Source organism: Imperialibacter roseus (assembly GCF_032999765.1).
Taxonomy (GTDB): Bacteria; Bacteroidota; Bacteroidia; order Cytophagales; family Cyclobacteriaceae; genus Imperialibacter; species Imperialibacter roseus.
The window spans coordinates 1,163,870-1,189,993 of record NZ_CP136051.1; the positions used below are offsets into that span (position 1 = coordinate 1,163,870).

At 46.7% G+C, this 26,124-nt stretch carries 26 protein-coding genes; 8 read left to right on the forward strand and 18 right to left on the reverse strand.

All coding sequences use genetic code 11. The annotated features are described in order from the left end of the window. Positions 1-9: 9 nt before the first annotated feature. From RT717_RS05095 to RT717_RS05135, 9 genes are all read right to left on the reverse strand, one after another. The gene (locus RT717_RS05095) at positions 10-1,071 is read right to left on the reverse strand and encodes a FecCD family ABC transporter permease (protein ID WP_317490654.1); all 1,062 of its coding nucleotides are present in this window, start codon (positions 1,069-1,071) and stop codon (positions 10-12) included. A 27-nt stretch (positions 1,072-1,098) separates the two neighbouring features. After that, complete coding sequence (locus RT717_RS05100; RefSeq protein WP_317490655.1) at positions 1,099-2,016, reverse strand: heme/hemin ABC transporter substrate-binding protein; 918 nt, start codon at positions 2,014-2,016, stop codon at positions 1,099-1,101. 276 nt (positions 2,017-2,292) lie between these two features. Further along, a complete protein-coding gene (locus RT717_RS05105; protein WP_317490656.1) occupies positions 2,293-3,420 on the reverse strand; it encodes a Fic family protein in 1,128 nt (375 codons plus the stop codon). Positions 3,421-3,534: 114 nt separating this feature from the next. Next, entirely contained in the window at positions 3,535-4,176 is a 642-nt protein-coding gene (locus RT717_RS05110; RefSeq protein WP_317490657.1) for a helix-turn-helix transcriptional regulator, read from the reverse strand. Positions 4,177-4,303: 127 nt separating this feature from the next. Further along, a complete protein-coding gene (locus tag RT717_RS05115; RefSeq protein WP_317490658.1) occupies positions 4,304-4,525 on the reverse strand; it encodes a (4Fe-4S)-binding protein in 222 nt (73 codons plus the stop codon). 6 nt (positions 4,526-4,531) lie between these two features. Next, positions 4,532-4,915: an OsmC family protein gene (locus tag RT717_RS05120; protein WP_317490659.1), complete on the reverse strand. Its 384-nt coding sequence runs from the start codon at positions 4,913-4,915 to the stop codon at positions 4,532-4,534. A 5-nt stretch (positions 4,916-4,920) separates the two neighbouring features. Then, positions 4,921-5,235, reverse strand: coding sequence for a GNAT family N-acetyltransferase (locus tag RT717_RS05125; RefSeq protein WP_317490660.1), 315 nt, complete (start codon positions 5,233-5,235; stop codon positions 4,921-4,923). Beyond that, complete coding sequence (locus RT717_RS05130; RefSeq protein ID WP_317490661.1) at positions 5,232-5,513, reverse strand: GNAT family N-acetyltransferase; 282 nt, start codon at positions 5,511-5,513, stop codon at positions 5,232-5,234. The genes RT717_RS05125 and RT717_RS05130 overlap by 4 nt, the downstream gene beginning before the upstream one ends. 52 nt (positions 5,514-5,565) lie before the next feature. Continuing rightward, positions 5,566-6,276 carry a pirin family protein gene (locus tag RT717_RS05135; RefSeq protein WP_317490662.1) on the reverse strand — a complete coding sequence of 237 codons (711 nt, stop codon included), beginning with the start codon at positions 6,274-6,276 and terminating at the stop codon, positions 5,566-5,568. Between the two features lie 257 nt (positions 6,277-6,533). On the opposite strand from RT717_RS05135, the gene RT717_RS05140 reads away from it, so the two are divergent. The 3 genes from RT717_RS05140 to RT717_RS05150 all read left to right on the forward strand — a co-directional run bounded on the left by RT717_RS05140 (position 6,534) and on the right by RT717_RS05150 (position 9,549). Then, positions 6,534-7,211, forward strand: a complete 678-nt coding sequence (locus RT717_RS05140; RefSeq protein WP_317490663.1) for a response regulator transcription factor — start codon at positions 6,534-6,536, stop codon at positions 7,209-7,211. Beyond that, complete coding sequence (locus tag RT717_RS05145) at positions 7,211-8,584, forward strand: sensor histidine kinase (protein ID WP_317490664.1); 1,374 nt, start codon at positions 7,211-7,213, stop codon at positions 8,582-8,584. Before RT717_RS05140 ends, RT717_RS05145 begins: the two co-directional genes overlap by 1 nt. 71 nt (positions 8,585-8,655) lie before the next feature. Beyond that, positions 8,656-9,549: a hypothetical protein gene (locus tag RT717_RS05150; RefSeq protein WP_151999023.1), complete on the forward strand. Its 894-nt coding sequence runs from the start codon at positions 8,656-8,658 to the stop codon at positions 9,547-9,549. 86 nt (positions 9,550-9,635) lie between these two features. Here the strand turns inward: RT717_RS05150 and RT717_RS05155 are convergent, their stop codons facing one another. Next, on the reverse strand, positions 9,636-10,598 hold the full coding sequence (locus RT717_RS05155) for a hypothetical protein (protein WP_317490665.1): 963 nt from the start codon (positions 10,596-10,598) through the stop codon (positions 9,636-9,638). A 251-nt stretch (positions 10,599-10,849) separates the two neighbouring features. Between RT717_RS05155 and RT717_RS05160 the strand changes: the two genes are divergently transcribed. The 3 genes from RT717_RS05160 to RT717_RS05170 all read left to right on the forward strand — a co-directional run bounded on the left by RT717_RS05160 (position 10,850) and on the right by RT717_RS05170 (position 15,619). Beyond that, positions 10,850-12,079 carry an MFS transporter gene (locus tag RT717_RS05160; protein WP_317490666.1) on the forward strand — a complete coding sequence of 410 codons (1,230 nt, stop codon included), beginning with the start codon at positions 10,850-10,852 and terminating at the stop codon, positions 12,077-12,079. Between the two features lie 154 nt (positions 12,080-12,233). Then, complete coding sequence (locus RT717_RS05165) at positions 12,234-14,633, forward strand: ABC transporter permease (RefSeq protein WP_317490667.1); 2,400 nt, start codon at positions 12,234-12,236, stop codon at positions 14,631-14,633. 86 nt (positions 14,634-14,719) lie between these two features. Then, on the forward strand, positions 14,720-15,619 hold the full coding sequence (locus tag RT717_RS05170; RefSeq protein ID WP_317490668.1) for a DUF4097 family beta strand repeat-containing protein: 900 nt from the start codon (positions 14,720-14,722) through the stop codon (positions 15,617-15,619). A 61-nt stretch (positions 15,620-15,680) separates the two neighbouring features. On the opposite strand, the gene RT717_RS05175 is transcribed toward RT717_RS05170, so the two are convergent. The 4 genes from RT717_RS05175 to RT717_RS05190 form a co-directional block, all read right to left on the reverse strand. Next, complete coding sequence (locus RT717_RS05175) at positions 15,681-15,893, reverse strand: hypothetical protein (protein WP_317490669.1); 213 nt, start codon at positions 15,891-15,893, stop codon at positions 15,681-15,683. 229 nt (positions 15,894-16,122) lie between these two features. Further along, a complete protein-coding gene (locus RT717_RS05180; RefSeq protein ID WP_317490670.1) occupies positions 16,123-16,347 on the reverse strand; it encodes a hypothetical protein in 225 nt (74 codons plus the stop codon). A 36-nt stretch (positions 16,348-16,383) separates the two neighbouring features. Next, positions 16,384-18,612 (reverse strand): helix-turn-helix domain-containing protein, encoded by a 2,229-nt coding sequence (locus RT717_RS05185; RefSeq protein ID WP_317490671.1) that lies wholly within the window; start codon positions 18,610-18,612, stop codon positions 16,384-16,386. A gap of 77 nt (positions 18,613-18,689) precedes the next feature. Continuing rightward, complete coding sequence (locus RT717_RS05190) at positions 18,690-19,037, reverse strand: single-stranded DNA-binding protein (protein ID WP_317490672.1); 348 nt, start codon at positions 19,035-19,037, stop codon at positions 18,690-18,692. A gap of 210 nt (positions 19,038-19,247) precedes the next feature. Here RT717_RS05190 and RT717_RS05195 point away from each other — a divergent pair, with 210 nt between their 5' ends. Continuing rightward, a complete protein-coding gene (locus RT717_RS05195) occupies positions 19,248-19,622 on the forward strand; it encodes a hypothetical protein (protein WP_317490673.1) in 375 nt (124 codons plus the stop codon). 519 nt (positions 19,623-20,141) lie between these two features. Here RT717_RS05195 and tnpA read toward each other — a convergent pair. After that, positions 20,142-20,603 (reverse strand): IS200/IS605 family transposase, encoded by a 462-nt coding sequence (gene tnpA, locus RT717_RS05200; protein WP_317490674.1) that lies wholly within the window; start codon positions 20,601-20,603, stop codon positions 20,142-20,144. A 224-nt stretch (positions 20,604-20,827) separates the two neighbouring features. Between tnpA and RT717_RS05205 the strand changes: the two genes are divergently transcribed. Then, positions 20,828-23,194, forward strand: coding sequence for an ABC transporter permease (locus tag RT717_RS05205; protein ID WP_317490675.1), 2,367 nt, complete (start codon positions 20,828-20,830; stop codon positions 23,192-23,194). Positions 23,195-23,263: 69 nt separating this feature from the next. On the opposite strand, the gene RT717_RS05210 is transcribed toward RT717_RS05205, so the two are convergent. The 3 genes from RT717_RS05210 to RT717_RS05220 are packed head-to-tail and all read right to left on the reverse strand — an operon-like array spanning position 23,264 to position 26,096. Then, positions 23,264-24,493, reverse strand: a complete 1,230-nt coding sequence (locus RT717_RS05210) for a hypothetical protein (protein WP_317490676.1) — start codon at positions 24,491-24,493, stop codon at positions 23,264-23,266. Then, positions 24,490-24,930, reverse strand: a complete 441-nt coding sequence (locus RT717_RS05215) for a Rieske (2Fe-2S) protein (RefSeq protein WP_317490677.1) — start codon at positions 24,928-24,930, stop codon at positions 24,490-24,492. The genes RT717_RS05210 and RT717_RS05215 overlap by 4 nt, the downstream gene beginning before the upstream one ends. Before the next feature lie 2 nt (positions 24,931-24,932). Continuing rightward, positions 24,933-26,096 carry a di-heme oxidoredictase family protein gene (locus RT717_RS05220; protein ID WP_317490678.1) on the reverse strand — a complete coding sequence of 388 codons (1,164 nt, stop codon included), beginning with the start codon at positions 26,094-26,096 and terminating at the stop codon, positions 24,933-24,935. Positions 26,097-26,124 lie beyond the last annotated feature (28 nt).

The following is a 26,124-nucleotide window of genomic DNA, read 5'->3' on the forward strand; positions in this document are numbered from 1 at the left end:
AGCGTCGGGTTAGATCTGAATTCTTTTTTTTCTGGCTGAGGCAAGCATCCAGATGAAAAATGGTGTTCCCATTAGCGCCGTGATAATGCCGATGGGGAGCTCTGTAGGAGCGACAATTGTTCTGGCGATCATATCTGCTACAGTGAGTAAAATAGCACCCCCTATGGCTGAAGCCGGAAGTATCAGTTTATGATCCGGGCCAAACGCCATTCGCAGAATGTGCGGAACAACCAACCCAATGAATCCGATGGCCCCGGCCATGGCCACTGATGCACCCACTGCCAGAGCGCTTAGTAAAATAATCCGATGTTTGATTTTTTCTACTTCCACACCTAAATGGCGGGCTTCGGATTCCCCCAGTGCCATGGCGTTGAGCGACTGACTTTGCCCGATAAGGGTCACAGCAGGCAGCACGATAAGCCAGATGGCGAAGCCAATTTTATCCCAGGAGGCACCACTCAAATCGCCCATGCTCCAGAAAGTGAAGGAACGCAACGCCGTTTCGTTTGAGTGGAAGATGACGATGCCCATAAGGGCTGCACAAAGGGCCGTAATGGCTACACCTGCAAGAATGAGAATGGTGACGTCGGTTTGATAGGCACCTTTGCTGAATTGGTAGGCGATATAAGTGGCGGCAAGGCTACCTGAAAAGGCTGCCACTGGTAGTAGCCAGGTTGTAAGGTTCGGAGTTAAAAACAAAGCGAGACTAGGGCCAAAAACCAGCACAACGACAGCCATCAAAGCGGCTCCGTTGGAAACACCAATAATGCCGGGCTCCACAAGCGGATTTCTGAAAAGACCCTGCAATGCGGCACCGGAAATTCCCAGGGCACCTCCAACCGCCACACCAAGCACCAGTCTTGGAAGACGAATCGACAACAAAACTGCCGAGTCTCTTGCGCTAACCTCTGCCACGTCAAACCCCAAATTGTGAAGGAGAATATTAACAATTTGGCCAACGCTGATGCCAAGCGCACCGACACGAAGCGAAATGAACATGGTGCACACAAGCAGCGCTACCAGGCTGCCGAGTATGGCAGAATTGGTAGTGAGGTTTCTTTTAGCTTTCATTGCCGGTAGGGTAGCCACTTGCATAGGTTAGTTGCTTTCGGCTACGTTGTGTGCTGCCAGCTCAGGGTGAATGCTGGTCGCCAGCTGAATAGCTGCCTTTCCCACGCCCGGCCCAAAGCCTGAAAGCCAAAGCCCGTCCATGGCAAGTATTTGCTCTTTTTCCCCGGCGGTCGTTTGCATCATCCCCTGAATCTGCAAAGCTGCCTCAATGCCGCCCAGGCTTTCGAGGCCACTGTCAAAAAACAAGATGTAGTCAGGGTTGGCCGCTACCAGGGCCTCTGGTGTTAGTGGTTTGTAGTCGAATATTTCGTCAACAGCAAACTGCGCACCAGCCATTTTGATGAGCTCCTCGGCAAATGTGTTTTTGCCGCAGATACTCAGTGAACCGAGCCCCCGGGCATAGACGAACAGCATTCTTGGTTTTGTGGTGGTAAGGCTGATCATAGAATCCAGCGAAAGAAGGTCTTTCTCTAGTGTGGCAACCAACTCTTTTGCCGCCTGCTCCTTGTTAATGATTTTGCCTATCTCAGCTATTATCTTTTTGGTAGAAGCGACGTTAAGTTCATGTTTGAACACGTGGATTGGCAATGCCGTGCTTTGCAATTGAGTAACAACCTCGGCATTGATGTGGTCTTCCTCAGCTAATACAATATCAGCATCCAGCGACACAACGCCTTCGGCTTTGATGCCAGTGCGATAGCCTACCGAAGGCAGGGTTTGCAGGCTTTTTGGTCGGGTGCTGGTTTTGTCAGCGGCGATAACCTGATCGCAGCTTCCCAGTGCACAGACTATCTCAGACAAAGTCCCTCCAATACTGACTATTTTTAGTGCTTCCTTGTCGGGAGTTGAGTTTTCTGTACTCTTCGATGTTGTATTTGCGGGCCCACATTGACTGAAAAGGAGCAGGCACGCAGCCGAAATGCTAAACAGATTGATATGTTTCATTTATTTAGAATCGTTTTAAATAATGGCAAATGTAGGCCGGGGAGATTGGGCTGTCAATCGCTTGATTGAGCTTAAATAACTGCTTCTTTAAGTACAGGAAGTGCTTGCAGTGGGGATTAGTGATAGCTTGTTTAAGCTATTCGATGCTTTCGCAGCAGAAAGAAATCACATATCACTACGAACGAGTCAGTTGTGTGTGGTGTTTTTCGAAAATGTGTAGTGAAGGCGCCAGCCGGCTGAAGGATCTCAAATTGCTAAAAACAGGAGGTCAATAAGCTAGTAGACTGCCGTGCTTTCGTGGTTGATGTTTAGATAATACCTTGTTCCTTTTCGTGCCCCTGTTCTTTTGAGTGCCCCTTGCTCGACGAGGTTTTGCAAGTCTCTGGTAGCGGTAGAGGCGGTGGTTTGAGTAATACGAATGTAATTTTCAGCACTAAGGCCGCCTTTAAAGCCGTTTATACCCTCTTTAAATATTCGCTCTATTACTTTCGTCTGACGTGGGTTTAATGCATTTGAAAACCGATGGAAAAATTTACCCTTTTCAATCAGGAAGTCAATTGTGCTTTGCGTGTGACTCTGCGCTTGTATAACCAGATGGCAAAAATATTCCAGCCATTGATCGATAGCTAAACTCGTGCTATTGTTTTGGAGAGCCTCATAGTATTCCTTTTTGTTGCTTTCTATAACATGAGAAATGGCAATGAGTGTAGGTTTTCCAAGCGCCTGAGAAAGTGCTTTTTCGGATATAGCCCTACCTATCCTCCCGTTTCCATCCTCAAAAGGGTGAATGCTTTCGAAGTATAGGTGGGCTATCCCTGCCCGTACAAGTGGCGAGAGGGGGTCAGAAGCGGGCTTGTTTGTTGCATTGAACCATGCGATGAAGGTGTCCATTTCTTTTTTCACTCTTGAAGAGGGCGGGGCCTCATAGTGCACCTTGGGGCTGCCGAGTGCTCCTGACACCACTTGCATGGAATCCTCATGTGTTCTATATCTGCCAATATCCAACAGATCTCTTCTCCCGGAGGTCAACATTTCATGCCAGGAAAAGAGCTGATGTTCATCTAAGGGAGCATTATATGTTTTATACAAATCGATCATTAGCTCGGCTATTCCCTCTTCAGCGGGAGTAATTCTCCGTTGATGATCAGTTTTGAGGCCAAATTGTCGTCTAATAGAAGACTGTAGAGATTCTCTATTCAAAAGCTCACCCTCAATTTCTGATGTTTTAAATGCTTCATTACTCATTAAATCAACCTTCAGAACATCTTGGTCAGCCACACTGACATGCTTCATGCTTCCAAACATAATCCCCGCTCTGTGGAGGAAGTCTCGTTCGTAGGCTTCGTAAATATCAACTTTGTATTTGAATTGGGGCCACTCTTTGTGTTGCCAGTTCCAAGTCATGAGCTATATTTTTCTATTTATAGCTCAATATATGGGTATTTTATGAGCTATAAAAATTTTCTTATAGCTCATCCACATACAACTAGTAAGTTTAGTTTTGACTGATTGAGGAAATTAAACCGTAATAAGCTTCTCCCGTATCGCTTTTACGACGAGCTCCACCGGCGTCTTCACATTCATTTTCTTCAGGATGTTTTTGCGATGGGCGTGAATGGTATGAGGGCTGAGGTGCAGCTCCTCTCCAATTTCTTCTGTTGACAGGCCTTTGGCTATGAACCGGATAACCCCGATTTCTCTTTCAGAAAGCGTTTTCTCTGACTGCAGGTCGTCGGCTGCGTCGTTTTCGGCCAGGAAGGCTTCCATCACTTTGTTGCAAACGAATTTTTCCTGATGAATCGCAGCTTCCAGGGCGGCCAAAACCTCCCGTTGGCTGCAGTTTTTGGTGATGATGCCAATGGCACCGAATTTGATCAGCGGCTTTAAGTCTTCCTGATCGATGCGGGAAACAAGTAGGAGAGGGTATACTTGAGGGTTGTCAGCAAGCACTTCTAAGAGACTCGCTGGATCCAGGTCTTTCACCCCATATGGATTGACTATAAGGATGCCGGACGGAAAATTTTTCAGGACGTTGCTCAATGCAACACGGCTCTTGACCGTTTCTACCTGTACGGATTCAAAAGCTTGATGCACCAGGTATAATAACCCGGCAACGGACAACTCATGTGTATCAGCTACGATTACGTTAGGTGCAGACATCAGGCATTTTATCCTCAGTCTGCAAATAACAGCAAGTCCCTTGAGAAATTAAAGCTTATTTAGACTAAATATAAATAAATGATTTAACAGGTCTATTTTCAGGATGAAGTTACAGCACCAAACCGGTCTATTTGCTCGTCATTCTGTAGGTAAGGGCACCCGATGGACATTTCTTTACCTGCTCAATAATTTCTTCAGTCGTTCCGCCTTCAGGCTTTATCCAGGGACGTTCCTTGTAGTTGAAAACTCCGGGCAAGCCTCTCCAGCATTTTTCAGAGTGCTGGCAGTTTTCAGCCTGCCAAATGATGGTCACTTCGCCATTGCTATACTCTTTTATCTTGTCGGCCATATTGAATTATCTTATTCTGGTATCTATTGGGTTGGCTTTTGAAAGAAGCTTGTGGATGGGGCAGCTATTGGCAACAGAAGTCAGCCTTGGCAGCTGTTCCGGTGTATGTCCTTGCAGTACTACCTGCCGCCGGAAGGTGCCTATACCATCAATAGTTTCGTAAACCACGTTCACCGATTTCACCGATGCCTCCCACCCTTTGTGCTGGATATACATCTGCAACGTGATAGTGGTGCAGGCAGCAAGGCTTGCACAAACAAGTTCGGTGGGAGTAGGGGCGGTATCTCCCCCTCCTTTTTCTTCGGGTTCATCGAGCAATACTTCGTGCTGGCGAATTTTTGCACTCACCTGAAAATTTGTGTTGTTTGGAGTTGCTGTTGCTTCTGCCATGGGTGTTATTTAAATCGTGCTTGGTTTTTCTCATTCATCAAGTCATGGTACTCCTTGTGTTTTTTCAAAAATGCTACCACAAACGGACAGAGCGGTACCAGTTCGTGGCCTTCTTTTCTAATAATGTCCAGTGCTTCTTTCACAATTTTACTGGCCACACCTTTTCCTCTTAACGACGGATCAACCTCTGTATGAACAAGGAACATTTGATTAGTTGATTTCTTAAACGTGTATTCTATCACAGACAGAACACCATCAATCTCTAACTCAAACCTCTTTTTGTCGGGGTTATTGATAGTCTCATAAGCGTCCAGGTTCATAACACGTCTCTTAATTCGGGGTTCTTATCAAATACGGACCTGGCAAAGGGGCAAAGAGGGATGATGCTAATCTTCTTTGCTCTGGCATAAGCTACGGCGCTTTCTACCATTAGCCTACCTGCACCCTGACCACGCAATTCGCCGTCCACTTCGGTGTGGTCGATAATGATACGATCTGTGCCAGCCTTGCTATAGGTCATCTCGGCCATTTTGCGACCTTCGATTTCTATGTAGAATGATCCTTTTGAGTCTTCTTCCCGTTGTTTTACTTCTAGCATGGTTGTAAGATATTAAAAAGGCTGGCAGATCAATCCGCCAGCCGTAACTGATTTAGTTCATTGGCACTTCCATGAGCAACACCTCCGCATTGGTGGAAGCAGTTAGCTTACTCAGTTCGGTTTCCCACACTCCGAAGCCATCTCGTTTTCCCAGTTTCTGCCCGTCCACTTCTACATCGCCTTCCAGAATAAAGTAGTAGAGCCCATTGCCTTTTCCTTTTACCTGATAGTCGAGCGACTTGCCTGCGTCCAGTTTGGTCATGCTAAACCAGGCGTTTTGGTGTACCCAAACACCTTCATCATCCGCATTGGGCGACAACACCTGCTGCCATGCATTGTGTTTTTTGTCAGCGTCCAGGGTGATCTGGTCATAGCGGGGTGTCACATCCTTTTTGTTGGGGAACATCCAGATTTGAAGGAATTTCACTTCTTTGTCTTTGTGGAAGTTCTTCTCACTATGGTAGATGCCTGTGCCGGCACTCAGTACCTGCACATCTCCCTGCCTTATCACCTGTTTGTTCCCCATGCTGTCCTGATGCTCAAGGTCGCCTGACAATGGAATGGAGATGATTTCCATATTGTCGTGTGGGTGAGTGCCAAAGCCCATGCTACCGCTAACGGTGTCATCGTTCAAAACCCTTAAAACACCAAAATGCAATCTTTCAGGATCGTAGTATTGTGCAAAACTGAAAGTGTGATAGGAATTGAGCCAACCGTGGTTAGCATGTCCTCTCGTATTGGCTTTGTGCAAAATAGTTTTCATTTTTTGGTTCTCCTCTCAGAACTAAAGTTAGTTTTTAATCTCTTTTGTCCAATTTTCATACATTTATATGTATGTACATACAAATACGTGTTGGCAAGGAAAAAGTTGTTTTTAAGGGCGTTTTAATTTGTTGCTTACGCTTTTTTCATATCTCTGCATTGTAATCGGCTTTTAAAGAGTTGCAGAGGAGATTCATGTACTTTGCCGTGACTTTAGTGAGTTGGACTCATAGTAGTTCTTATCTTTAATAGATTTCTATGAACATACTACTGGTAGAAGACGAAGCAAAGGTAGCATCATTTATCAAGCAGGGGCTTGAAGAGCAGGGCTATGTGGTTGACCTGGCTACTGACGGGCAAATGGGCCTAACGTTATTTCTAAAGGGAGCTTACGACGTCGCAGTCCTGGATGTGATAGTCCCCTTTATCAGCGGGGTAGAACTTTGTCGGGCTATAAAGAACAACAAACCCTCACTGCCGGTAATCATGCTCACTGCTTTGGGTACCACCGAAGACAAAGTCAACGGTTTTGAGGCTGGTGCCGACGACTATCTGGTCAAGCCTTTTGAATTCAAGGAGCTTTTACTCAGGCTCAAAGCACTCACCCGTCGAAGCCAGAGAGAGGAAGTAGTCTCTCATGTGCTGACAGTAGCTGACTTGACCCTAGATCTCGACAAAAAGGTGGCTCACCGGGGGAACAAACAAATAGACCTGACTGCCAAGGAATTTGGTTTGCTCGAATACCTGATGAGGAATAAAGGCAGAGTGGTGTCAAAAATGGATATTTCAGAGAAGGTGTGGGACATAGATTTTGATACGGGCACCAATGTGGTAGAAGTATATATCAATATCCTGAGGAAAAAGATAGACAGAGACTTTGAGGACAAGCTCATCCATACCCGGATAGGGATGGGGTATATTTTTGAAAAAGCCTAATGCAAATCAGGGACAAGCTTACCTTCCTTTTCTTGCTGATAGTGGCGCTGATCATGGGCGCTTCTTCGTTAGCTATCTACTACTTATCGGCTCAGTACCGCAAACAAGAGTTTTATGAAAGGATAGAAAACAAAGCCAGAAATGTGGCCAAACTGCTTATTGAAGTAGAGGAGGTGGATGCAGAGCTGCTGCGGAAGATTGAGGAGAACAACCCGGTGAGCTTGCCAAATGAGGAGATTACCATTTTCGACTATCAAAATCAGGTGCTGTATAGTTCAGAAGGGGTGCAGACAGTGGAGGTGAATGAGGCTCTACTGAACAGGATAAGGCTTGAGGGGGAAGTCAGATTTGTATTCGGAAATCAGGAAGTGCTTGGAGTGCTTTTTACGGACCAATATGACAGAGTGGTGGTGGTGGCTTCGGCTACGGATATTTTTGGCTATCGAAAACTGAACAACCTGCGCAATGTGCTTTTCATCGTTTTCGGCGCAGGCCTGCTTTTTACCTTCATATCAGGGCGAATTTTTGCACAACGTACCCTAAGTCCTATTTCCCGGGTAATCGCCCAGGTCGACGCCATTGGTATCAGTAACCTGAGCAGCCGGGTAGACGAGGGAAATCAAACTGATGAGCTGGCGCAGCTGGCAGGCACATTCAACGACATGCTCGACAGGCTGGAAGAGGCCTTTAAGCTCCAGAAGAACTTCATTGCCAATGCCTCGCATGAGTTGCGAACGCCACTTACTGCTATTACCGGCCAGCTTGAAGTGACCTTGCTGAGCGACAGAACTGCCGAAGATTACAAGCGCACCGTAAATTCTGTTCTTGACGACATCAAGAACCTGAATTATCTGTCTAACCGGCTGCTGCTGCTTGCGCAGGCGAGCTCCGAGAGTGTTGAAAGCTCTTTCGGTTCCATAAGGGTGGACGAGCTTCTCTGGCAAAGCGCTGGTGAGCTCCAGAAAAGAAATCCATCATACAAGGTCTCAATATCGTTCAACGAGGATTTGGAGGATGATCAGATGACCATTGTCGGTAATGAGCAGTTGATAAAAACAGCTTTGCTCAACCTGATGGACAATGGGTGCAAATATTCTGATCCTCATGAGGTGCAGGTAAGCGTTGAACCAGACAGCGGACAGTTGGTGTTGACTTTCCAGGATTTTGGCATCGGAATAGACGAAGAAGAGCAGGAGCTGATTTTCGAACCTTTCCACCGGGGAAGCAACGCCCAAAACATCAAAGGCCATGGCATTGGGCTGTCGCTGGTGCAAAGAATAGTGAAACTGCACGAGGGGACGCTGATACTTATCTCAAAAAAGGGCAAGGGCAGCACTTTTACCCTGACGCTTCCGGTCGAGAAAAAAAATTAATGCCATTTTAATCTCGCACTAATAGGGCCTTTAGATGACCGCCGTACAATTGCATCATAAACATCAAAAGTATGAGCGAGTCATCATCAACATCGAGAATTAAAGTCACAGCTTATGTAATAGCCGGGCTTTTGTTTGTAAGCCTTTTTATTGGCGCCCACTATATCACTCTGAACAAGGAGGCGGTCGCCAGTCTTAACGAGGAGAAGCTTAAATCTGAAGCATTGCTTTCAGAGAAACTTCAACTTCAAAAAGAGATTGATAAGTTTAAAAAAGAGATAGCCTCTCTGACAGGCAAAAACGCCAATCTTGATCATCTCCTGGCTCAGGCGAATGATAACCTGGCTCAGAAGGAAGCGCAGCTAAGCCAGATCAAACGGAGCAATGGCTCCATTGCAGAACTGAACAGGCAAATAGCTGAGTTGAAAGCTTTGAAGTCAGGTCTTGATTCGCAGATTGCCAGCCTTAACGGAGAAATTAATAAGCTTCGGGATGAAAACGGCAACCTGAGAAAAGAGAACGCCAATGCTAATGCTATGATTGCTCAGTTGGAAATGGACAACAAAGTCCTTACTGAAAACATGGGTCTTCTTACTGCTTTGACCGAGGATAACCTTGTGCTCGTCACCAAAAAGAATGAAAAATTAACGGTAAGAGCTAAGAAAGCCAAGAAAATCAACTTCGTGTTCGACGTGCCACAGAGTGCTCTTGGTGGCCTTGAGTTCAAAGTAGTGTCTCCTGGTTCAAAAGTTTATTCCAAAGCCGATGGTACTGTTTCACACCACCTCTTGCAGGGAGATGGCAACCCTGTCGCAAGCCTAGGAGTTTATCCGGGCCAGTTTGAGATGGTTCAACGGGTAGAAATGGTTTTTACACCTAAAGAAAAATTGACCACCGGAATTTACAAGATCGAGGTGTATAACAAAGGTACTAAGCTGGGTCGCATGCAGGTGAAGCTGGATTGACCCCAGAAAGATAATATAGGTTGATTAGGTTAGGTTCCTGATTGAAAAGCGCTGGGTTTCCCAGCGCTTTCTTTTTTCCCAGCCTGTTATTTTTCGGCTACCGGCATCCTCACCCAATAAATGTCTCCCCTTCCATTACCAGGGGAGGTGAGCTGCCCGACAAATCCTTCGTATGTTAGAGAGCCTTCCGTCTGATCGGATGATTTGACTTTTTCACTGGTAAAGAAAAGCCACTGGCCGTCGGGAGAAACGTAAGGGCAATAGTCGAGCCTGGGGCTGTTGATGGCATCACCCATGTTAACTGCCGGCTGCCACTTTCCTGCAGGATCTTTTCTGCTAATGTATAAATCGCCACCTCCCTGGCTGCCTTCCCTTTGCCAGGATCCGAAAATGATAAACTGTTCGTTCGGGTCAACGAAGGCGTTGTATTCGTCGGTGGATGAATTGACCGTCGAGTCCAATGGCTCAGGTGCCATGAATTCGCCATTTTCAAATCGGGAAAGAACGATATCTTCTCCTCCCATGCCACCTTCTTCCAGCCTGAGTGTGAAATAAAGGTTGCCGCTTTTGGCGACAGATGGGTAATACTCATGGCCATCGGAATTCACAGGCGCTCCCATATTTTTGGCTTCCGACCAGCTGCCGTCCTTCTGCTTTTCGACATACCAAATATCAAAGTCTTTGTCGGGCTCGCCATTTGTTAGCGACCGCCTTGAGGCAAAATAAAGCTTCGACCCATCGGGCGAGAAGGCAGGTTCAATGTCATAACTATTACCAGAGAAAGAAGCAATGGCCGGGTCTTCCCATCGCCCTCCACTATACTTGCGCATTACTATCACACTCTTTTGGACGCCCACCAGAGAATTGTAGATTTCAGTTCCATCAGGCGAAATCGCAAAATCTCTTTCATTGTTACCAGTTGAGACATTCGCAGGAGCAAACATTTCAGGAGTGGTGCCTGGCGTTGACTGGCCAAGGTATTCCCAAGGCTTTTCAGGCTGTGCTTTACAACCGACGATCAGTGCAAACAGAAGCAAATAGCGATTCATTTTGATAGATTTAGTGACGTTAGGTTAATTTCTGCTGCGTTTCTTTCGGGCAGCCTTTCATAGAACAACCCACTGGCAATTGAGCCGTATTTGGGGCAAAGGTTCCTTTAATGTGCAGTCAGACATCGTACACGCCGGAATGCCGCCATTCATTTCAACGCTTTTGAGAATTTTATTCCTGACATCTGCGTTAATTTGCAATTGATATGAAGGACGGCCAAAGTTTTGGGTGACATATTACAAGAAGATTGATGAACAACGGAGCAGTTGCGGCCACCATGGCCAACGAAACCACCAACAAAGCCACATTTTCCATTTTGGTGGCTCTTAGTATTTCACACCTGTTGAACGACACTATGCAGTCGCTGATCCCATCCATTTACCCGATGGTGAAGGAGAATTATCAGCTCACATTTAGCCAGATTGGCTTGATTACACTTACGTTTCAGCTGACTGCCTCCCTGCTTCAGCCTGTAGTGGGTGCATTTACAGATAAGCGGCCACAGCCATTTTCACTTGCTGCTGGAATGGGCTTCACCCTATTAGGGCTGCTGGGTATGTCTATGGCCGGAAGCTTCACCATGATTCTTGTGTCAGCGGCTTTTATAGGCCTGGGTTCATCTGTTTTTCATCCGGAAGCCTCCCGCATGGCGCACATGGCGTCCGGCGGCCGTCATGGAATGGCTCAGTCGTTGTTTCAGGTGGGTGGCAATGCGGGAAGCTCCCTGGGGCCGTTGCTAGCAGCGTTGATCATTGTCCCGCTTGGGCAATTTCACGTCATATGGTTTTCTCTGCTGGCCTTGTTGGCGATGATTATATTGGCCAACGTCGGCAAATGGTACAAGTTTCAGTTGGTGGTTAAGAGCAGGAAAGCCAAGCGAGCCGTTGCCGAGCCGGAGAAAATATTCGCCCTTCCGGTAAAGAAGGTAGTCTGGTCGTTGACTATTTTGTTATTGCTCATTTTTTCCAAGTATATCTATATGACCAGCATGAGCAGCTATTTTACTTTTTACCTGATTCAAAAATTTGATGTGTCGGTAAAAGCATCGCAGCTGTACTTATTTATGTTCCTTTTTGCTGTCGCTGCCGGCACCTTCCTGGGAGGCCCCATGGGAGATCGGTTTGGTCGCAAGTATGTGATCTGGTTCTCGATACTTGGCGCAGCGCCTTTTACACTGATACTGCCTTACGCCAGCCTGTTCTGGACGGGAGTATTAAGCGTAGTTATTGGACTCATATTGTCGTCAGCTTTCTCCGCCATTCTCGTTTATGCCCAGGAGTTGGTGCCTGGGAAAGTGGGCATGATTGCCGGACTGTTCTTTGGCCTGGCTTTCGGTACCGCCGGCATCGGGTCGGCCTTGCTCGGGGAACTAGCTGATAGAACCAGCATTGAATATGTTTTTGCTATTTGTTCTTTCCTGCCTCTGTTGGGTATTATAGCTGTGCTCTTGCCGGGCAGAAAGGAGCTCCAGGCTGGTTAATATTTGGGATGTTTGGCAGTGACCGGTACCGTCCGCTGGCGGGCAAAACAGCGTTGTAGCTTGGAATAAAATATTTGCAATTAATTGACTGTCAGTTAATTAATTTATGGAACGATGATTGCAAAAGCGCCGACAAAGTAAAACCGCTATCACTATGTTGACGAACTTCTTGAAATCAGCACTCCGCAACAGCCTGCGGCACAGAGGCTACACACTGATCAATGTCCTGGGCTTGTCGGTAGGGTTGGGAGTGTTTTTGATCCTCATGTTCTATATCAGATATGAGCAAAGCTTCAACTTGTATCACTCGAAAGCTGATAAGATTTATAGAATTGTAGAAAGTGGGACTACTCCTGAAGCGGGAGAAGTGAAAACTATTTTCACGAACTGGGCCATGGGAGGGGCGTTGAAAGCTGAGTTTCCTGAGGTAGAGAACGTCGCCAGGGTGTTTATTTTTGGCGGTGCTATGCACACAATCGGCGAGAAGAAATTTCTGGAGCGAAATTATTATGTAGTTGAGAAGTCATATTTTGAGGTGTTTGACCACCGATTCACAGCAGGAAGCATCGCCCAGGATGTTGGAAACAATGGTGTGGACCTGATCTTGACTCATTCGGCAGCCAAAAAGTATTTTGGTGCTGAGAACCCTGTTGGCAAAATGATTGACTCTGACCGATTTGGCTCCTGTAAGGTGGTGGCGGTGATGGAGGATGTGCCAAAAAATTCAAGCTTTCAACCTGATTTCTTTTATCTCGCCGACATAAAAATGTGGAGCGAAAATTACCAAAGATATTTCGGCAGCTGGGAGCCTCGAAATTGCGGCACTTTTCTGGTGCTGAACGACCCTTCGGCGGTTGCCTCTGTCATGCAAAAGAAGGAAGCGTTTCTGAAAGACAACCTGGGGGAGCAGTGGAAGACAAGGGATTTTGAGTTGCAGCCACTTACGGATGTGCACCTCAGGTCTGTAGACATTGACACTCCCACGCAGCATGCCAAGGGTAATCAGCAATACATCATCATTTTCGGGCTCATTGCAGTTTTTGTGCTAGTCATCGCTGTCATCAATTACATCAACCTGGCCACCGCAAGAGCTATTTTCAGGCGCAAGGAGGTGGGTATTCGCAAAGTGGTTGGTGCATCGAAGGGGCAGCTGATAAGCCAATTTTTAGTGGAGTCGATGTTGGTTTCAACTGTGGCATTAATTGCCGCATTAGGGCTTATCGAACTGGCACTTCCATGGTTCAATAGCCTTACTGAAAGAACTATCGAGATCCCTTATCTTCAGCAGCCTTTCATCCTTGTGGCAATCTTCAGTGTGAGCACTATAACGGGCATCTTTTCCGGCTTGGTACCTGCTTTTATTATTTCAGCGTATCAACCGGGCCAGGTGCTGGGCGGGCACTTTCAAAAGGTGGGTAATTTGATATCCCGAAAAGTATTAGTGGTCTTCCAATTCTCTTTGTCCATTGTTCTGATCATTGCTACCGCTGTGGTGTACAATCAAATGGACTATGTACAAAACCGGGATATGGGATTCGACAAAGAACGAAAAATGGTGATTGATATTAACTCAGGAAATGTCCGGAGAAGCTTCAGAGCCATGAAGAGCGAGTTTGCAGCGCACCCTGATGTTCTGAATGTGGCGGCAGTAAGCCGGGTACCTGGTGAGTGGAAATCACTGCCAGCTGTTTCTGTGACAAAGATGGCAGGCGAAGACCCCCAACTGATGCGTTTTATGGGTTTTGACCCTGATGCACTTGAGACGTTCGATATCAAATTAACGGTGGGGAGCAATTTTTCAGGTAACGACCAGTTAGATTCTCTCCATGTTTTACTCAACGAAAAAGCAGCTGCAATGCTCGGGGGTGAAGGCATCGTTGGTGAGAGGATTCAGTTTCACGACGGGGAAGAATCCATTACTTTCCAGGTAGTCGGGATCGTGGAAAACTTCAATTTCGAGTCCCTTTATCAGGAGATTGGCCCCATGGTGATTGGCCCGTGGAACAATGTGATAATGTCTATCGACTACTTCGTGCTCAACACCAAAGGCGACCCGTCTAATGTACTGGAACATGCAAGTGCTGTGCATGATAAGTTTGCTCCTGAGGGTTCCATCGAATACAATTTTCTTGACCAACAGTGGGAACGGTATTATAGGGATGATGTGAAGAGAGGAACCGTCTTTGCGCTGGCGGCGGGGTTGGCAATTTTTATTGCCTGTCTCGGCCTGCTTGGCCTGGCCAGTTTCGCAACCTCACTGCGGCTGAAGGAGTTTGGCATCAGGAAAGTGCTGGGAGCCTCCAACCAGCAGCTGGTCTACCTGATCTCAAAAGAGTTTCTGTTGCTGGTGCTGATTGGTTTCGCACTGGGCAGCCCACTGGCCTATTGGCTGATGGACAAATGGCTAAGCAGCTTCGCCTACGCAGAAGGGCTTTCGGTATCAACATTTGCAGTAACCGGACTTGTGGTTGCCCTGATAGCGTTGCTTACCGTTGGCTACAAGTCTTTGCAGGCTGCCCGCCGCAATCCGACCGCCTCTTTGCGAAATGAGTAAATAAGTGATGACAGTTTGATGTGCAACCTTTTTGGTCGACCTATGTCTTTTGTCATAAATAGGTTAATCACTCTAAGTCAAAAACTATGAAATTACTCAACAAACCAGGATTAACTGTAGCCTTACTGTTTATGGTGGTGGGAATGGCAACAGCACAGCAGAAGGTAGACAGAACGTTCAGTGGTATTAATAAAGTAACTATGAGCATTTCGTCCGGCGATGCCTTTTTTGAGAAATCTGCGGATGGTAAAGTATATGTGGCATTGGAGCATGATATAGACGACTATGAGCCTACTATAGAGCAAAAGGGGGCTACGCTTGTGATCAATGAGGAGAAGATGAAGAACCGGAGAAGCTGGAGTGGAGACTCAAAATGGACAATTAAGGTGCCGGATGAAGTTAACATCAGCTTCAATACTGGTAGCGGCGATGTGCAAATTAGTGGGCTGATGGCTGACCTAAGCACCAATTCGGGCTCTGGAAACACCAGAATTGAAAACTCGGATGGAAAAATCAGAGTGAACACCGGGTCTGGTAATATCAGAGCCAGAGAGTCTAAAGGCGATCTTACATTTAATGCCGGTTCTGGCAATATCGACTTGTACGCTGTCAATGCTGAAGTGAGCGCCAATGTGGGAAGTGGAAATGTGAGTGCTGAAAAGTTGACGCTTTTAGGAAAAAGCTCATTCAATTCCGGTTCAGGTGATGTGGAGGTGTCTTTAGCCGCCACACCAGCTCACGACATATCTGTGAACAGCGGCTCCGGAGATTCAACGCTGGACTTTGAAGGGAACAAGATTGAGGGTGTGATAGTGATGGAAGCCAATAAAGACAATGGCGATATTGACGCCCCTTTTGATTTTGACAGTACGGAGGAGGTAGGAAATGGTCGTAACACGACTGTGAAGAAAACAAAGAAAATAGGTTCTTCTGATGTAAGAATAAAAGTCAGCACGGGCTCTGGTACTGCCGAAATCAAAAGCTAAGCAGAAGTTTTTAATTGCGCTGGAGAAATGGATGTCAGGTCATGTGACCTGACATTTTTTTTTATGATTTTCTCAGGACATAGACTCCCCCAATAACCAGGAGCACTCCGAAACCAAGATAGATGTAGGCGGTAGTTGCGCTAGTTTCATTTTTAGCAGAAAGCTCCAACTTGCCCACTTTCAACGATGCCGATGAATTCTGGAGCTGGGTTACACCTTCATATCCCAGGTATACACCACCTGCGATGAGTAAAATACTGATAATTTTCTTCATAGCTATTGAGTTTGTACGAGTTGCAAGGTACATAACAAGCAGCGGATCACAAGAATTGTGCGGAGGATAGTCGCCGGAGAAAGCATTTAAGGGTTATTTGTCCTTTTTGCCTTTGGTCTGATTTGGTTCTTGTTTTTCAGGTCTGGGAAAAGCCTTGTATTCCTCCCGGAGTTCGGGACTGTCATTGAAGCAGACTGGGCTGGAAGGTTTTGGGCTAGTTTTTTTTCTGTTATCTTTCATATAGCTCATCACGAGTAAAACTTGAATTTCTCGTCTGAACCCCAATTTGAGATTGAAGGGTTTTAAGTTTTTGACTAAGAGAGTGGTTGTCGCCTGTCACCATCTTTTTTAGAAACTGAACAACCACTTCATTTAATGTTGTTCCATGTTTTTCAGCATAAGCTAAACTCTTCTCATAGAGTTCGTCGGCTATCTTAATGTTTATACTCTTCATGATTCTTTGCGCTGAATATAAGATACCAAATTTTTCTCAATTCTGACTTTGATTCCAGATAAAGTGATTGAAAACCGCCCTTATATCGTTGTAGCTATAATCATCGCCTAGCTGAACCTTGATAGGAGTGGCGCTGAAATTCTCAGCCTTTTGAACCAATGGAAGTATTTTTTCCACTTTTTCTACTGGAACAAGATCAAAAATGGAGAGCTCTCCCGTCTTGATAAAATCGATCAGGTGGACTTCGATAGTGCCCACGGCCAATCCTCTTTCCTCGGCTATATCAGCAATGGACTTGCCCTTTTTGAACAAGTCCATCGATGTTTGCTTACTGTCGCCTACCTTGGCTTTGGGCAGCCGGGGAGGAGGCGGAAGCTTCTCAGCTACTTCCCTGTGATGTTTGTCGGCTTGCTGCAACACCTGGCTGCTGTCGATTCCCTCGCTTAAGCCTTTGGTTAGCAGCAGAGCCTGTTCAATCAATTGTTGTCGGGCAAGCAACTGCACCTGAAGTGCGTGTAGTTCTTTCAGGTACTTTTTTATACGCTGCTTTTTCATCATTGAAGCGATATGAGCTTTCAGGGGCTCGAAGACTTCTTCAGCCATGCGCTTATCGAAATAAGCCTGTGCAGCCGACATGCGTTCGTGGAGCTGAGCGTATCTGTCTTGCTCTGCGTGGGGTAACAAGCCTTGAAGTTGGGCCAGGAACTTATCCGCCACATCTTTGTGACCAAGCGTGGTTTGCACCATTTTACTGAACAACTCAACTGCTTCTTCTTTATTGGGCACCTGGCGGCCATCAAAGCCCTTGTAAAAATCGGTCACTTCCTGGCAAATAGTCTGCCATTGAAAGGTAGTCGTCAATTTATTCTCGATGAAAGCCTTTTGCTCGATTTTCAGTAGAGGCGAAAGCGACTCTTCGCTTTCAGACTGAGCAACAAACTCATTGACTTTATCATCGCTGAGGATGCTTTGCGGCGGAATGGCTGAACGCAAAACCAATCCTTCCATATTGGTCAATCGGCTGAGTGCCACATACACCTGGCCGGAAGCGAACGACTGACCAGCATCGATAATCGCTTTATCAAACGTCAAGCCCTGGCTCTTGTGAATGGTGATGGCCCAGGCCAGCCTCACAGGATACTGCTTGAACCTCCCCATAATTTTTTCGTCAATGCTGTTCTTTTCGCTATTGAAAGAATAGTGCATGTTCTGCCACTCTTCCTGCACCAGTCGAATCGTCGAATTATCCTCTGGTGTAGAGACAATGATCTTGTCGTTGTCAATACTTTTGACGATGCCTATTTTACCATTATAGTACTGCCTTTCTTCTCCCTTGTCGTTCCTGATGAACATCACCTGAGCACCGACCTTCAATTGCAGAATCTCATCGGCAGGATAGGCCCTGTCGCTGAATTCACCTTCCACTGACGCTTTGAAATTGTAGGTCTTGCCAGGTAGCTTTAAGAGTTCTTCTTCGTTGATGGCATGCGCTTTATGGTTATGGGAGGTGAGAGTTATATAGTTTTCTCCTTCAGGAATTCTGAAGTCAGGAAGGAAACGCCTGTTGAGCATGGCCAGCTGTTCTCTGGTAACGGTGTTGGTTCTGATGCCATTGAGTAGGCCAATGAAGTCCTTTTCCGTTTGGCGGTAAATCTTCTGCAATTCAATGCGCAAGACAGATGCTTCGGACATTACGTGGGCATCAAAAAAGAAAGGGCTTTTGTAGTGCTCCTCAAGCAAAGTCCACTCATGGTCTTGCACCACTGGCGGCAGCTGATACAGGTCGCCTATCAAAAGCACCTGCACGCCACCAAATGGCTCGTGAAATCGCCTGCGAAAATGACGAAGGATCTGATCGATGGCATCGAGCATGTCGGCACGCACCATGGATACCTCGTCGATGATCAGCAGCTGAAGCTCTTGCATCAACTTACGTTTGTTGCTGTGCATTTTCATTTTTTGAAACAGCGATAGCTTGTCGTGAGCGCCGTCGGTTTCCTGCCCCGTCCAATTGCGCTTGATAGGAAGGAAGGGCCCAAATGGAAGCTGAAAAAAGGAGTGCATGGTGACCCCGCCTGCGTTGATAGCGGCTACACCTGTGGGTGCCACTACCACATAGTTTTTCCCGGTGGTTTCTACAATGTGTTTTAAAAAAGTGGTCTTTCCCGTGCCAGCCTTTCCGGTCAGAAACAAGTGTCTGCTGGTATGGTTGACAAACGAGGCTGCCAGCTGGAAAAGCTGATTGGATGTGTCTGAATTCTTCATGGAGATCGTGAAGTTAAGAAAGTTGTAAAAAGAAACTGGCCGATCAGTTGACCGGCCAGCATTTAAAGTTGATAGCATTATTTCGATGAGCTTCTGTCGCCCAGGAGGAGGAGCTCATTTAGCTGCACTTCGGTAATGTACTTCATGTTACCTTCTTTGTCTTCGTAGCTGCGGTGCACCAGCTTGCCTTCCGCCACCAGCTCCGAACCCTTGTCCGTGTACTTCTCGACTATTTCAGCCACCTTGCCCCAGGCCACTACCTGATGCCATTGCGTTTCTGTTATTTTTTCACCTTTCGCATTGCGATAGCTCTCATTGGTAGCCAGGCTGAACCTTGCCATTTTCTTTCCACTGTCTGTGGTGCGCACTTCTGCTTTGGCACCCATGTTTCCGATCAACTGCACTTTGTTTTTTAAAGCGTACATAACTGTAATTGTTTTGGTTAAAAATTTTTATCTCAGTCGGAAGGCGTTGGCTTAGTTGCTTTTGCCGAACCGACGATACAAAGGTGCAGGGAGCCAAAAACGAAAGCCGGTTTCTAGTCGTTTACATTCGATAGTAGTCGTTTGTAAACGTTTACAAACGTTTGTTTTCGGATAATATTGGTGTTATATTGGTGGGTAAACTATTTGATAATGAGTGAAATAGTAGATTCAAAAACCTGCCTGGCTTGTGGGAAACCTTTGCAGGGAAGGATTGATAAGAAATTTTGCGACGACTATTGCCGCAATACTTATAACAATCAAACGAAGTCGGCCAGCAACAACCTCGTTCGGAATATTAACAATGCTTTGAAGAAGAATAGGAATATTCTGGAAGGCATTGTGCCGGAGGGAGAGGTTATGGCCAAGGCCCATAGAGATAAGCTAACGCAGGGTGGTTTTCAGTTTCGCTACATGACGCATACCTATACGAACCGCAAAGGCAATATCTATTATTACTGCTACGATTATGGCTACCTGCCGCTGGAGAATGATTGGTTTTTGGTGGTGAAAGGGAGGGAAGAGTAGCTTCACTGGTAGTAACCTCGGATAAATCCAAGGTTATATGGATTGATCGTCGGTGTAGGTGGGTTTTGATTCTTCGGATCCACCCAGAATAAATTCAGGGTTTGGAAAATGGCTCGTGCCTACGGCACTTTGATTATGGTGATCTAATTGCCAGTGCCATCGGCACGGTTTTCTAGACAGCCTAGAGTTTATTCGAGGCTGATTGGTGATAATGTGCAGCTTTGCAGAGGGTAACCTTGGATAAGTCCAAGGTTACGGGTATCGATCGTACCTACGGCACTTTGAGTATGGTAATCCAATTTGCCAGTGCCATCGGCACGGTTTTCTATGCAGGCTTGAATTTATTCAAGGCTGATTGGTAATGATGATGTGCGGATTTGAAGAGTGTAACCTGGGATGAATCCAAAGTTACGGTCATATCATATGTCGTACCTACGGCACTTTGAGTACGGCGATGCAATTGATTAGTGCCATCGGCACGGTTTTCTACCTTGCTTGGAATTTATTCCAAGCGAAATGTCAAATTGGTTCTTTAAACAAATATTCCCTGTCATAATCAATCTCGAATCGTTCCAGAAATTCGATGTATTCTTCAATGAAGCCCTGTTTGTTGTGATGGGCTTCCTGGTTTTTGATGTAGTTGAACACATTGTTCACCTGTGATTGATTGTATGAAAACGCACCAAAGCCGCCTTGCCATTCAAAGCGCTGTGGGGTGAGCTTGTTGTCATTGATCCATTTCGATGATTTGGCCTTGGCCGACTTCATGACATCGGAAATGGCCAAAGACGGTTTTAACTGGAAAAAGCAGTGCACATGGTCATCCACTCCATTGACAATGATGTTCTTGCATCCAGCCTCGTTGATCAGATTACCAATCACCCCCATTAAGTCAGCTCTCCATTCTTTTTGGATGAGCGCCTGACGAAATTTCACGGCAAAAACAGTTTGGATATAGACTTTATTGTAGGTGTTAGGCATAGGATTTTGCTATCACTGATGGTTTAAAATACAGATATCCTGATGATTGAACAAATAGATTACCCGCAGATCTTCTAGTAACTAAATAGGCTTGTAACCTTTCTCCTCAACCTAAGTACTCACTCCAGGCCGAAGGGAGGGCGAGTAACGAAAGTTGCGTGGTTCCTGCAACCCTTTTCTTTCGGACTTGTCACTGGAAATGTACTAGTCAAAAACTCAAACCCATGCTCAAAAATTTTCTTATCGTTGCCATTCGTAGCCTTGGCAAAAACCGGCTCTATTCGATTATTAATATTTCAGGGCTTTCGGTAGGGTTCACGTGTAGCCTGCTCATCTTGCTGTGGGTAGCCGACGAAACCTCGTTCGACTCCTTTCACCCCAAGGCAGACAGGCTGTATCAGGTATGGGGAAACGCCGAGTTTGATGGTAAAATCAACTCGTGGCGGTCGGTGCCATTGCCGACTTATGAGGCATTGAAGGATGCTCACAGTGGCATCGCCAACACCACCGTGGCCGACTGGGGCGGCAACCACCTGCTTAAGGTCGGAGAAAAGCGAATGATGCAGCAGGGCTATTATGTCGGGGAAGAGTTTTTGGAAATGTTTGAGTTTCCACTGCTAGTAGGAGATGCTGCAACTGTGCTGGACGACCCGTCTTCAATTGTCATTACAACGTCTTTGGCCAAGTCACTTTTCGGCGATGCAGACCCAATGGGGCAGGTCATTCGGGTGGACGATAAGAGTTCATTGAAAGTAACTGGTATTCTCAAAGACATACCCAATAACTCTTCCTTTGAGTTGGAATACCTGATGCCCTGGAAGCACAGAGAAGCTATCAATCCCTGGGTAGTTGAAAACAAGACCAACTGGGGCAACTACTCTTTTCAGGTATACGTGGAGTTAGTGGATGCATCGAAGCGGCCGGAGGTGGTGGCTGGCATCGAAAATATGCTTTATGAGCATGGAGAAACAGAACTCATTACAAAGCTGTTTCTTCACCCGCTTTTGAAGTGGAGACTGTACTCCTCATTTGAAAACGGAAAGGTCACTGGAGGAATGAGCGACTACGTAAGGCTGTTTACAGCAATCGCTATTTTTATTCTTGTTATTGCCTGTATCAATTTCATGAACCTTTCCACCGCCCGCTCCGAACGCCGGGCCAGAGAAGTAGGAATAAGAAAGAGCCTTGGCTCGAGAAAGGGGCAGTTGATTGCGCAGTTTCTGGGAGAGTCACTCTTTCTGTCAATGCTCTCGTTTTTTATTGCTGTGATCATCTCTCTTTTGGTGCTGCCAGCTTACAACAACCTGGTAGAAAAGGAACTGGTGATTGACTTCACTTCATCTCAGTTCTGGATTTACTCAATCGTTGTGGTGTTTGTAACAGGTATACTTTCAGGCAGCTACCCGGCATTTTACCTCTCTTCATTTAACCCGGTTCGCACCCTGAAGGGGTCTTTTTCTGTGGGTAAAAGTGGTGCAACACCAAGAAAGGTACTTGTTATCATACAATTTGCTTTTGCCATTATGCTGATGATCAGCACAGTGGTGATATTCAAGCAAATTGAGCTGGCTAAGAACCGGGAGCTGGGTTATAAGCAAGAGAACCTGATCACCATTCAGAACAATGAAGAGATAGCGAAAAACTACTACATCTTCAAAGAAGAGCTGGAGCAGTCCGGTTATGTAGAGTCTGTAACTCGTTCTAACAGTGCCATTACTGATATCAACTCCAACAATTTTTTGGGCTGGCCTGGTAAGCCGGAAACGCAGCGGGTGATTTTCACAACAATTGCCTGCGAATATGATTACGCCAAAACCATGGGTATCGAAGTGTTGATGGGCAGGGACTTTTCGAAGGAATTTACGACCGACACTGCCTCCATTGTTATCAACAAAGCAGCTCTTGATTTGATGGGACTGGAAGAGCCGTTGGGCACACCACTGGATCTATGGGGCGGCAAAAGGAAGCTCATTGGTGTGGTGGACAATGTGATGATGGGTTCACCTTACGATCCTGTCAAACCTATGTTCATGATTTTGGATCCCAATTGGACGGATGCCATTACCGTGAGGCTAAAAGCTACGGATGACCTGCAAGCTTCGCTGGCGGTGGTAGGCGACGTATTTAACAAACACAACCCCGCCTACCCATTTGAATACACTTTTGTTGACGTGGAATTCCAGAAGAAGTTCACCACCATCAATATGACTCAAAGGCTGGCGACTATCTTTTCCTTTCTTACCATTTTCATTACAGGGTTGGGACTGTTTGGCCTTGCCTCATTCACGGCGGAGCAGAGGATCAAGGAGATTGGGGTAAGGAAAGTGCTTGGCGCTTCAGTGTTCAGTTTGGTAGCACTAATTTCCAAAGACTTTACCAAGCTTGTGCTTATCGCTTTTGCGGTGTCTGCCCCAATGGCCTGGTACCTGCTTAGCAAATATCTGGAGCGTTATACCATTCACACCAGCATCGATTGGTGGATATTCCCATTGGTGGGGGTTGTGGCCCTGAGTTTCGCCCTGGCTATCGTATCAGATCAGGCAAGGAGGGCGGCGTTGACCAACCCGGCCAGGTCGCTGAGGAGTGAGTAGGTGAAGCTTCTGAGTTTTGCAATTAGAGGTCGTTTCTTGAACTAAGGAACGACCTTTCTCTTTTTTGCGTTAAAAATAACTCGAAACCCCAATCTGCACGCCACTGATCAAGGCAGGCGGGTTGCCCAGCAAGTCTGTTTGTTGCATGTATCGGTAGTTGGCTCTTATCACGGTTTGCGCAGTCGGGCGGAAGCTCAAAGCTGGCACAATAGCCCATAGGTGGTCTGAGATATTGCCGCCTGTCTCCTCAAACTTTCCCACATTCCAATCGACATACTCCAGCCTGCAGGCAATATTCAGTACTGCATTGCTGAATCCCAGCATTGGCTGACTTAGCACAGGTTGCACTACATCAATAAAGCCCCCTCTCTGCTTGTTGCCGTAAGTCTGACTGTAGGTTTCGGGCACGTCTACCATCACCCAGGCCCATTCACCCACGACATACGTTTTGCTAAACGGCAGCGTGGTGTTGACGTCCACAGCCAACACATCCAGGCGTCTTTTATCGTCAAGTACAAGGCCGTCGTCTTGAAACTTGTTGAACACGCCGCCCATGTACGACAGGCCGATTTCTCCTACCATATTGTGCCTTAGCGCAAGCTTACCGGTAACCAAAGGCCGCCCATTGCTGCTTTCTTCAAACCTGTCCTTGCTGGCCTTTGAAGCTGGCAGGAAAGTTTTGTTTTCAGCATTGCTGATAATGGAATCGTCGAAGCCATTGGTTACATAAGCTTCGTAGCCAAATGCCCAGTCATTCACATATTGCTTGCCATAGAGTCCAAAGCCGACATTGCTCCAGGTGGCGGGCAGCATTTGGGTCATGGCAACCGGACGATCCACAAACTCCCATTTTGGGCCGTCGTGATTTTGGTTGAAGGCCCCGATTGGATTCATGACCACGCCCCCACGTAAATTAATTAGAGGATGAAAGCTGAAATCCATAGCAGCAAATTCTATGGAAATTTCTTTACCACCTTCCTCCAGCTCCAATTCCGAGAGGAACTTAATCTTTCTATGGATGGTGGATGCGACAAATAAGGTCATCCTTGGAATGCGGAACGTGTGGCCGTCAGTCACACCGTCTTCACCCATGTATTGATAATCAGCTTCGACATACCCACCAAGAGAAACGGGCATTTTTCCCATCTGAAGAAATGGCCTGTTGTAAACGGCGTCCATGTTCATTCCTTTGGCCTTTGTGGTATCAACCGGTGACCGCCGCAATAAGGTGCTGTCTATTTGGGCTTGTACAGCTAAACTTAGATTGAAAAATATCAGGGTAATGAAAATGGATTTCATGAGAGGTCAATTTTTAACATATCATTCTCCTTGTTAATGAGGAATCTTCTCAGGTTTTTGTCTGCCGGGCCGTTTTGTACAGCTCCGTTACTGGAGAATTCGCTGCCGTGAGCCGGGCATTGTAGCCTGTCGCCAAACACCTGCAGTTCTGTTCCCTGGTGTGTGCATCGCATGAGTACGGCAATGAAGTCCGTGTCCGAGAACCTGTAAACACAGATCGGATACTCCAGCTTTTCATTTTGCACTACCACATACCTCCTGAATGCCTTTTGTCCCTTCTTTTCTTCTTCAAAAGAGGAGAGGGGAACCAGTAAAGATGACCCGGTTATCTGACCGGTAATGTATTTTGTTCCGGCGCAGCTTTGCAGAAGGCTTAGGCCTCCCAGCATGCCCACACAGCCAATGCCACATGTTTTGATGAATTTTTTTCTATCCATGGCTACAGTGATTTAAGAAATTTGAGGATAGCGTCTTTGTCTTCTTTGGCCAGCAGTTCAAACTGCGTTTTACTGAATTGTCCCTCACCGCCATGGAGCAGGATAGCCTCTTCGATGCTTTGTGCCTTGCCGTCGTGCAGCAGAAAATAGCTGCCACCTTGTGAGGCGGGTGAAAGCCCCAACCCCCAAAGAGGCGGCGTACGCCATTCGTATGTTTCAGCGGAGCCTTCTGTGTAACCATCATCAAGCCCGGGCCCCATGTCGTGCAGGAGCAGGTCGGTGTAGGGGTAGAATTTCTTGTTGGAAAGTGCTTTGATAGTCGTTTCCGGTGTTGTCCACTCTTGAACATGGCAGCTGGCACATCCAATTGACGCAAACAGCGCTTTGCCTTTCACCACGTCAGCATTTGAGCTCGCCCGGGGTATGGGCTCCTTAAGCGTTTGAAGATAAAATACCAAATCGTGGACCACCTGATCGGACACTTCCGGATCGGTTGCCAAATGTGTGTGTGGGTCAACTGGCTCGAAGGTAGTAGTAACGCCGATGTCCTGGTTATAGGCGTTTACGGTTTGATGAAGAAGGTCAATGGCGGCGGCCTTTTTCCCGAACCTGCCAATGTACTTGCCGTCAATAGCTGCATGCGTTGCGCCAGGCTGAAAGTAGGGCGGAGGAGTGATGTAGTTGGGCACGCCCGAAATCCCATCTCCGTCGCTATCGTCGGGGTCAGCATTGGCAAGGATTTGCGCATCTGTCAACGCTTCAAGGAATCCGAGGCCAGTATTGGCGGGTGGAGTAAATCTGGAGAATGTGACTCCATCAGGAAGCTGCTCTGGCTCATACCCGGGCACGGCCCTGTTCTGCAACTGTGGCCCGCCTTTTCCAATGAATGGGTTGATTCCGGGTGCAGACTGCCCAAACCGAGTAAGGGTGGTAAAAGGGTGCCCTTTGCCATCTCCGGCGTGACAGCTCCCGCAAGATGTGGCGACAAATAAGGGACCAAGCCCGTTAGCCGACGAGAATACTTCTGCATTAAAGGCAAAATCACCGTTAAGGAATCTTTTTCGCTCAGAATTGGAAAGCCCTTCCACGGGCCCATCAAGCAGCGTGTTTTCTTCGGGCGCTTCAGGAATGATTTCCTGACAGCCACTTAGGACAAGGCAAAACAAACATAAAAAGCATAAAGACCTAGTTAAT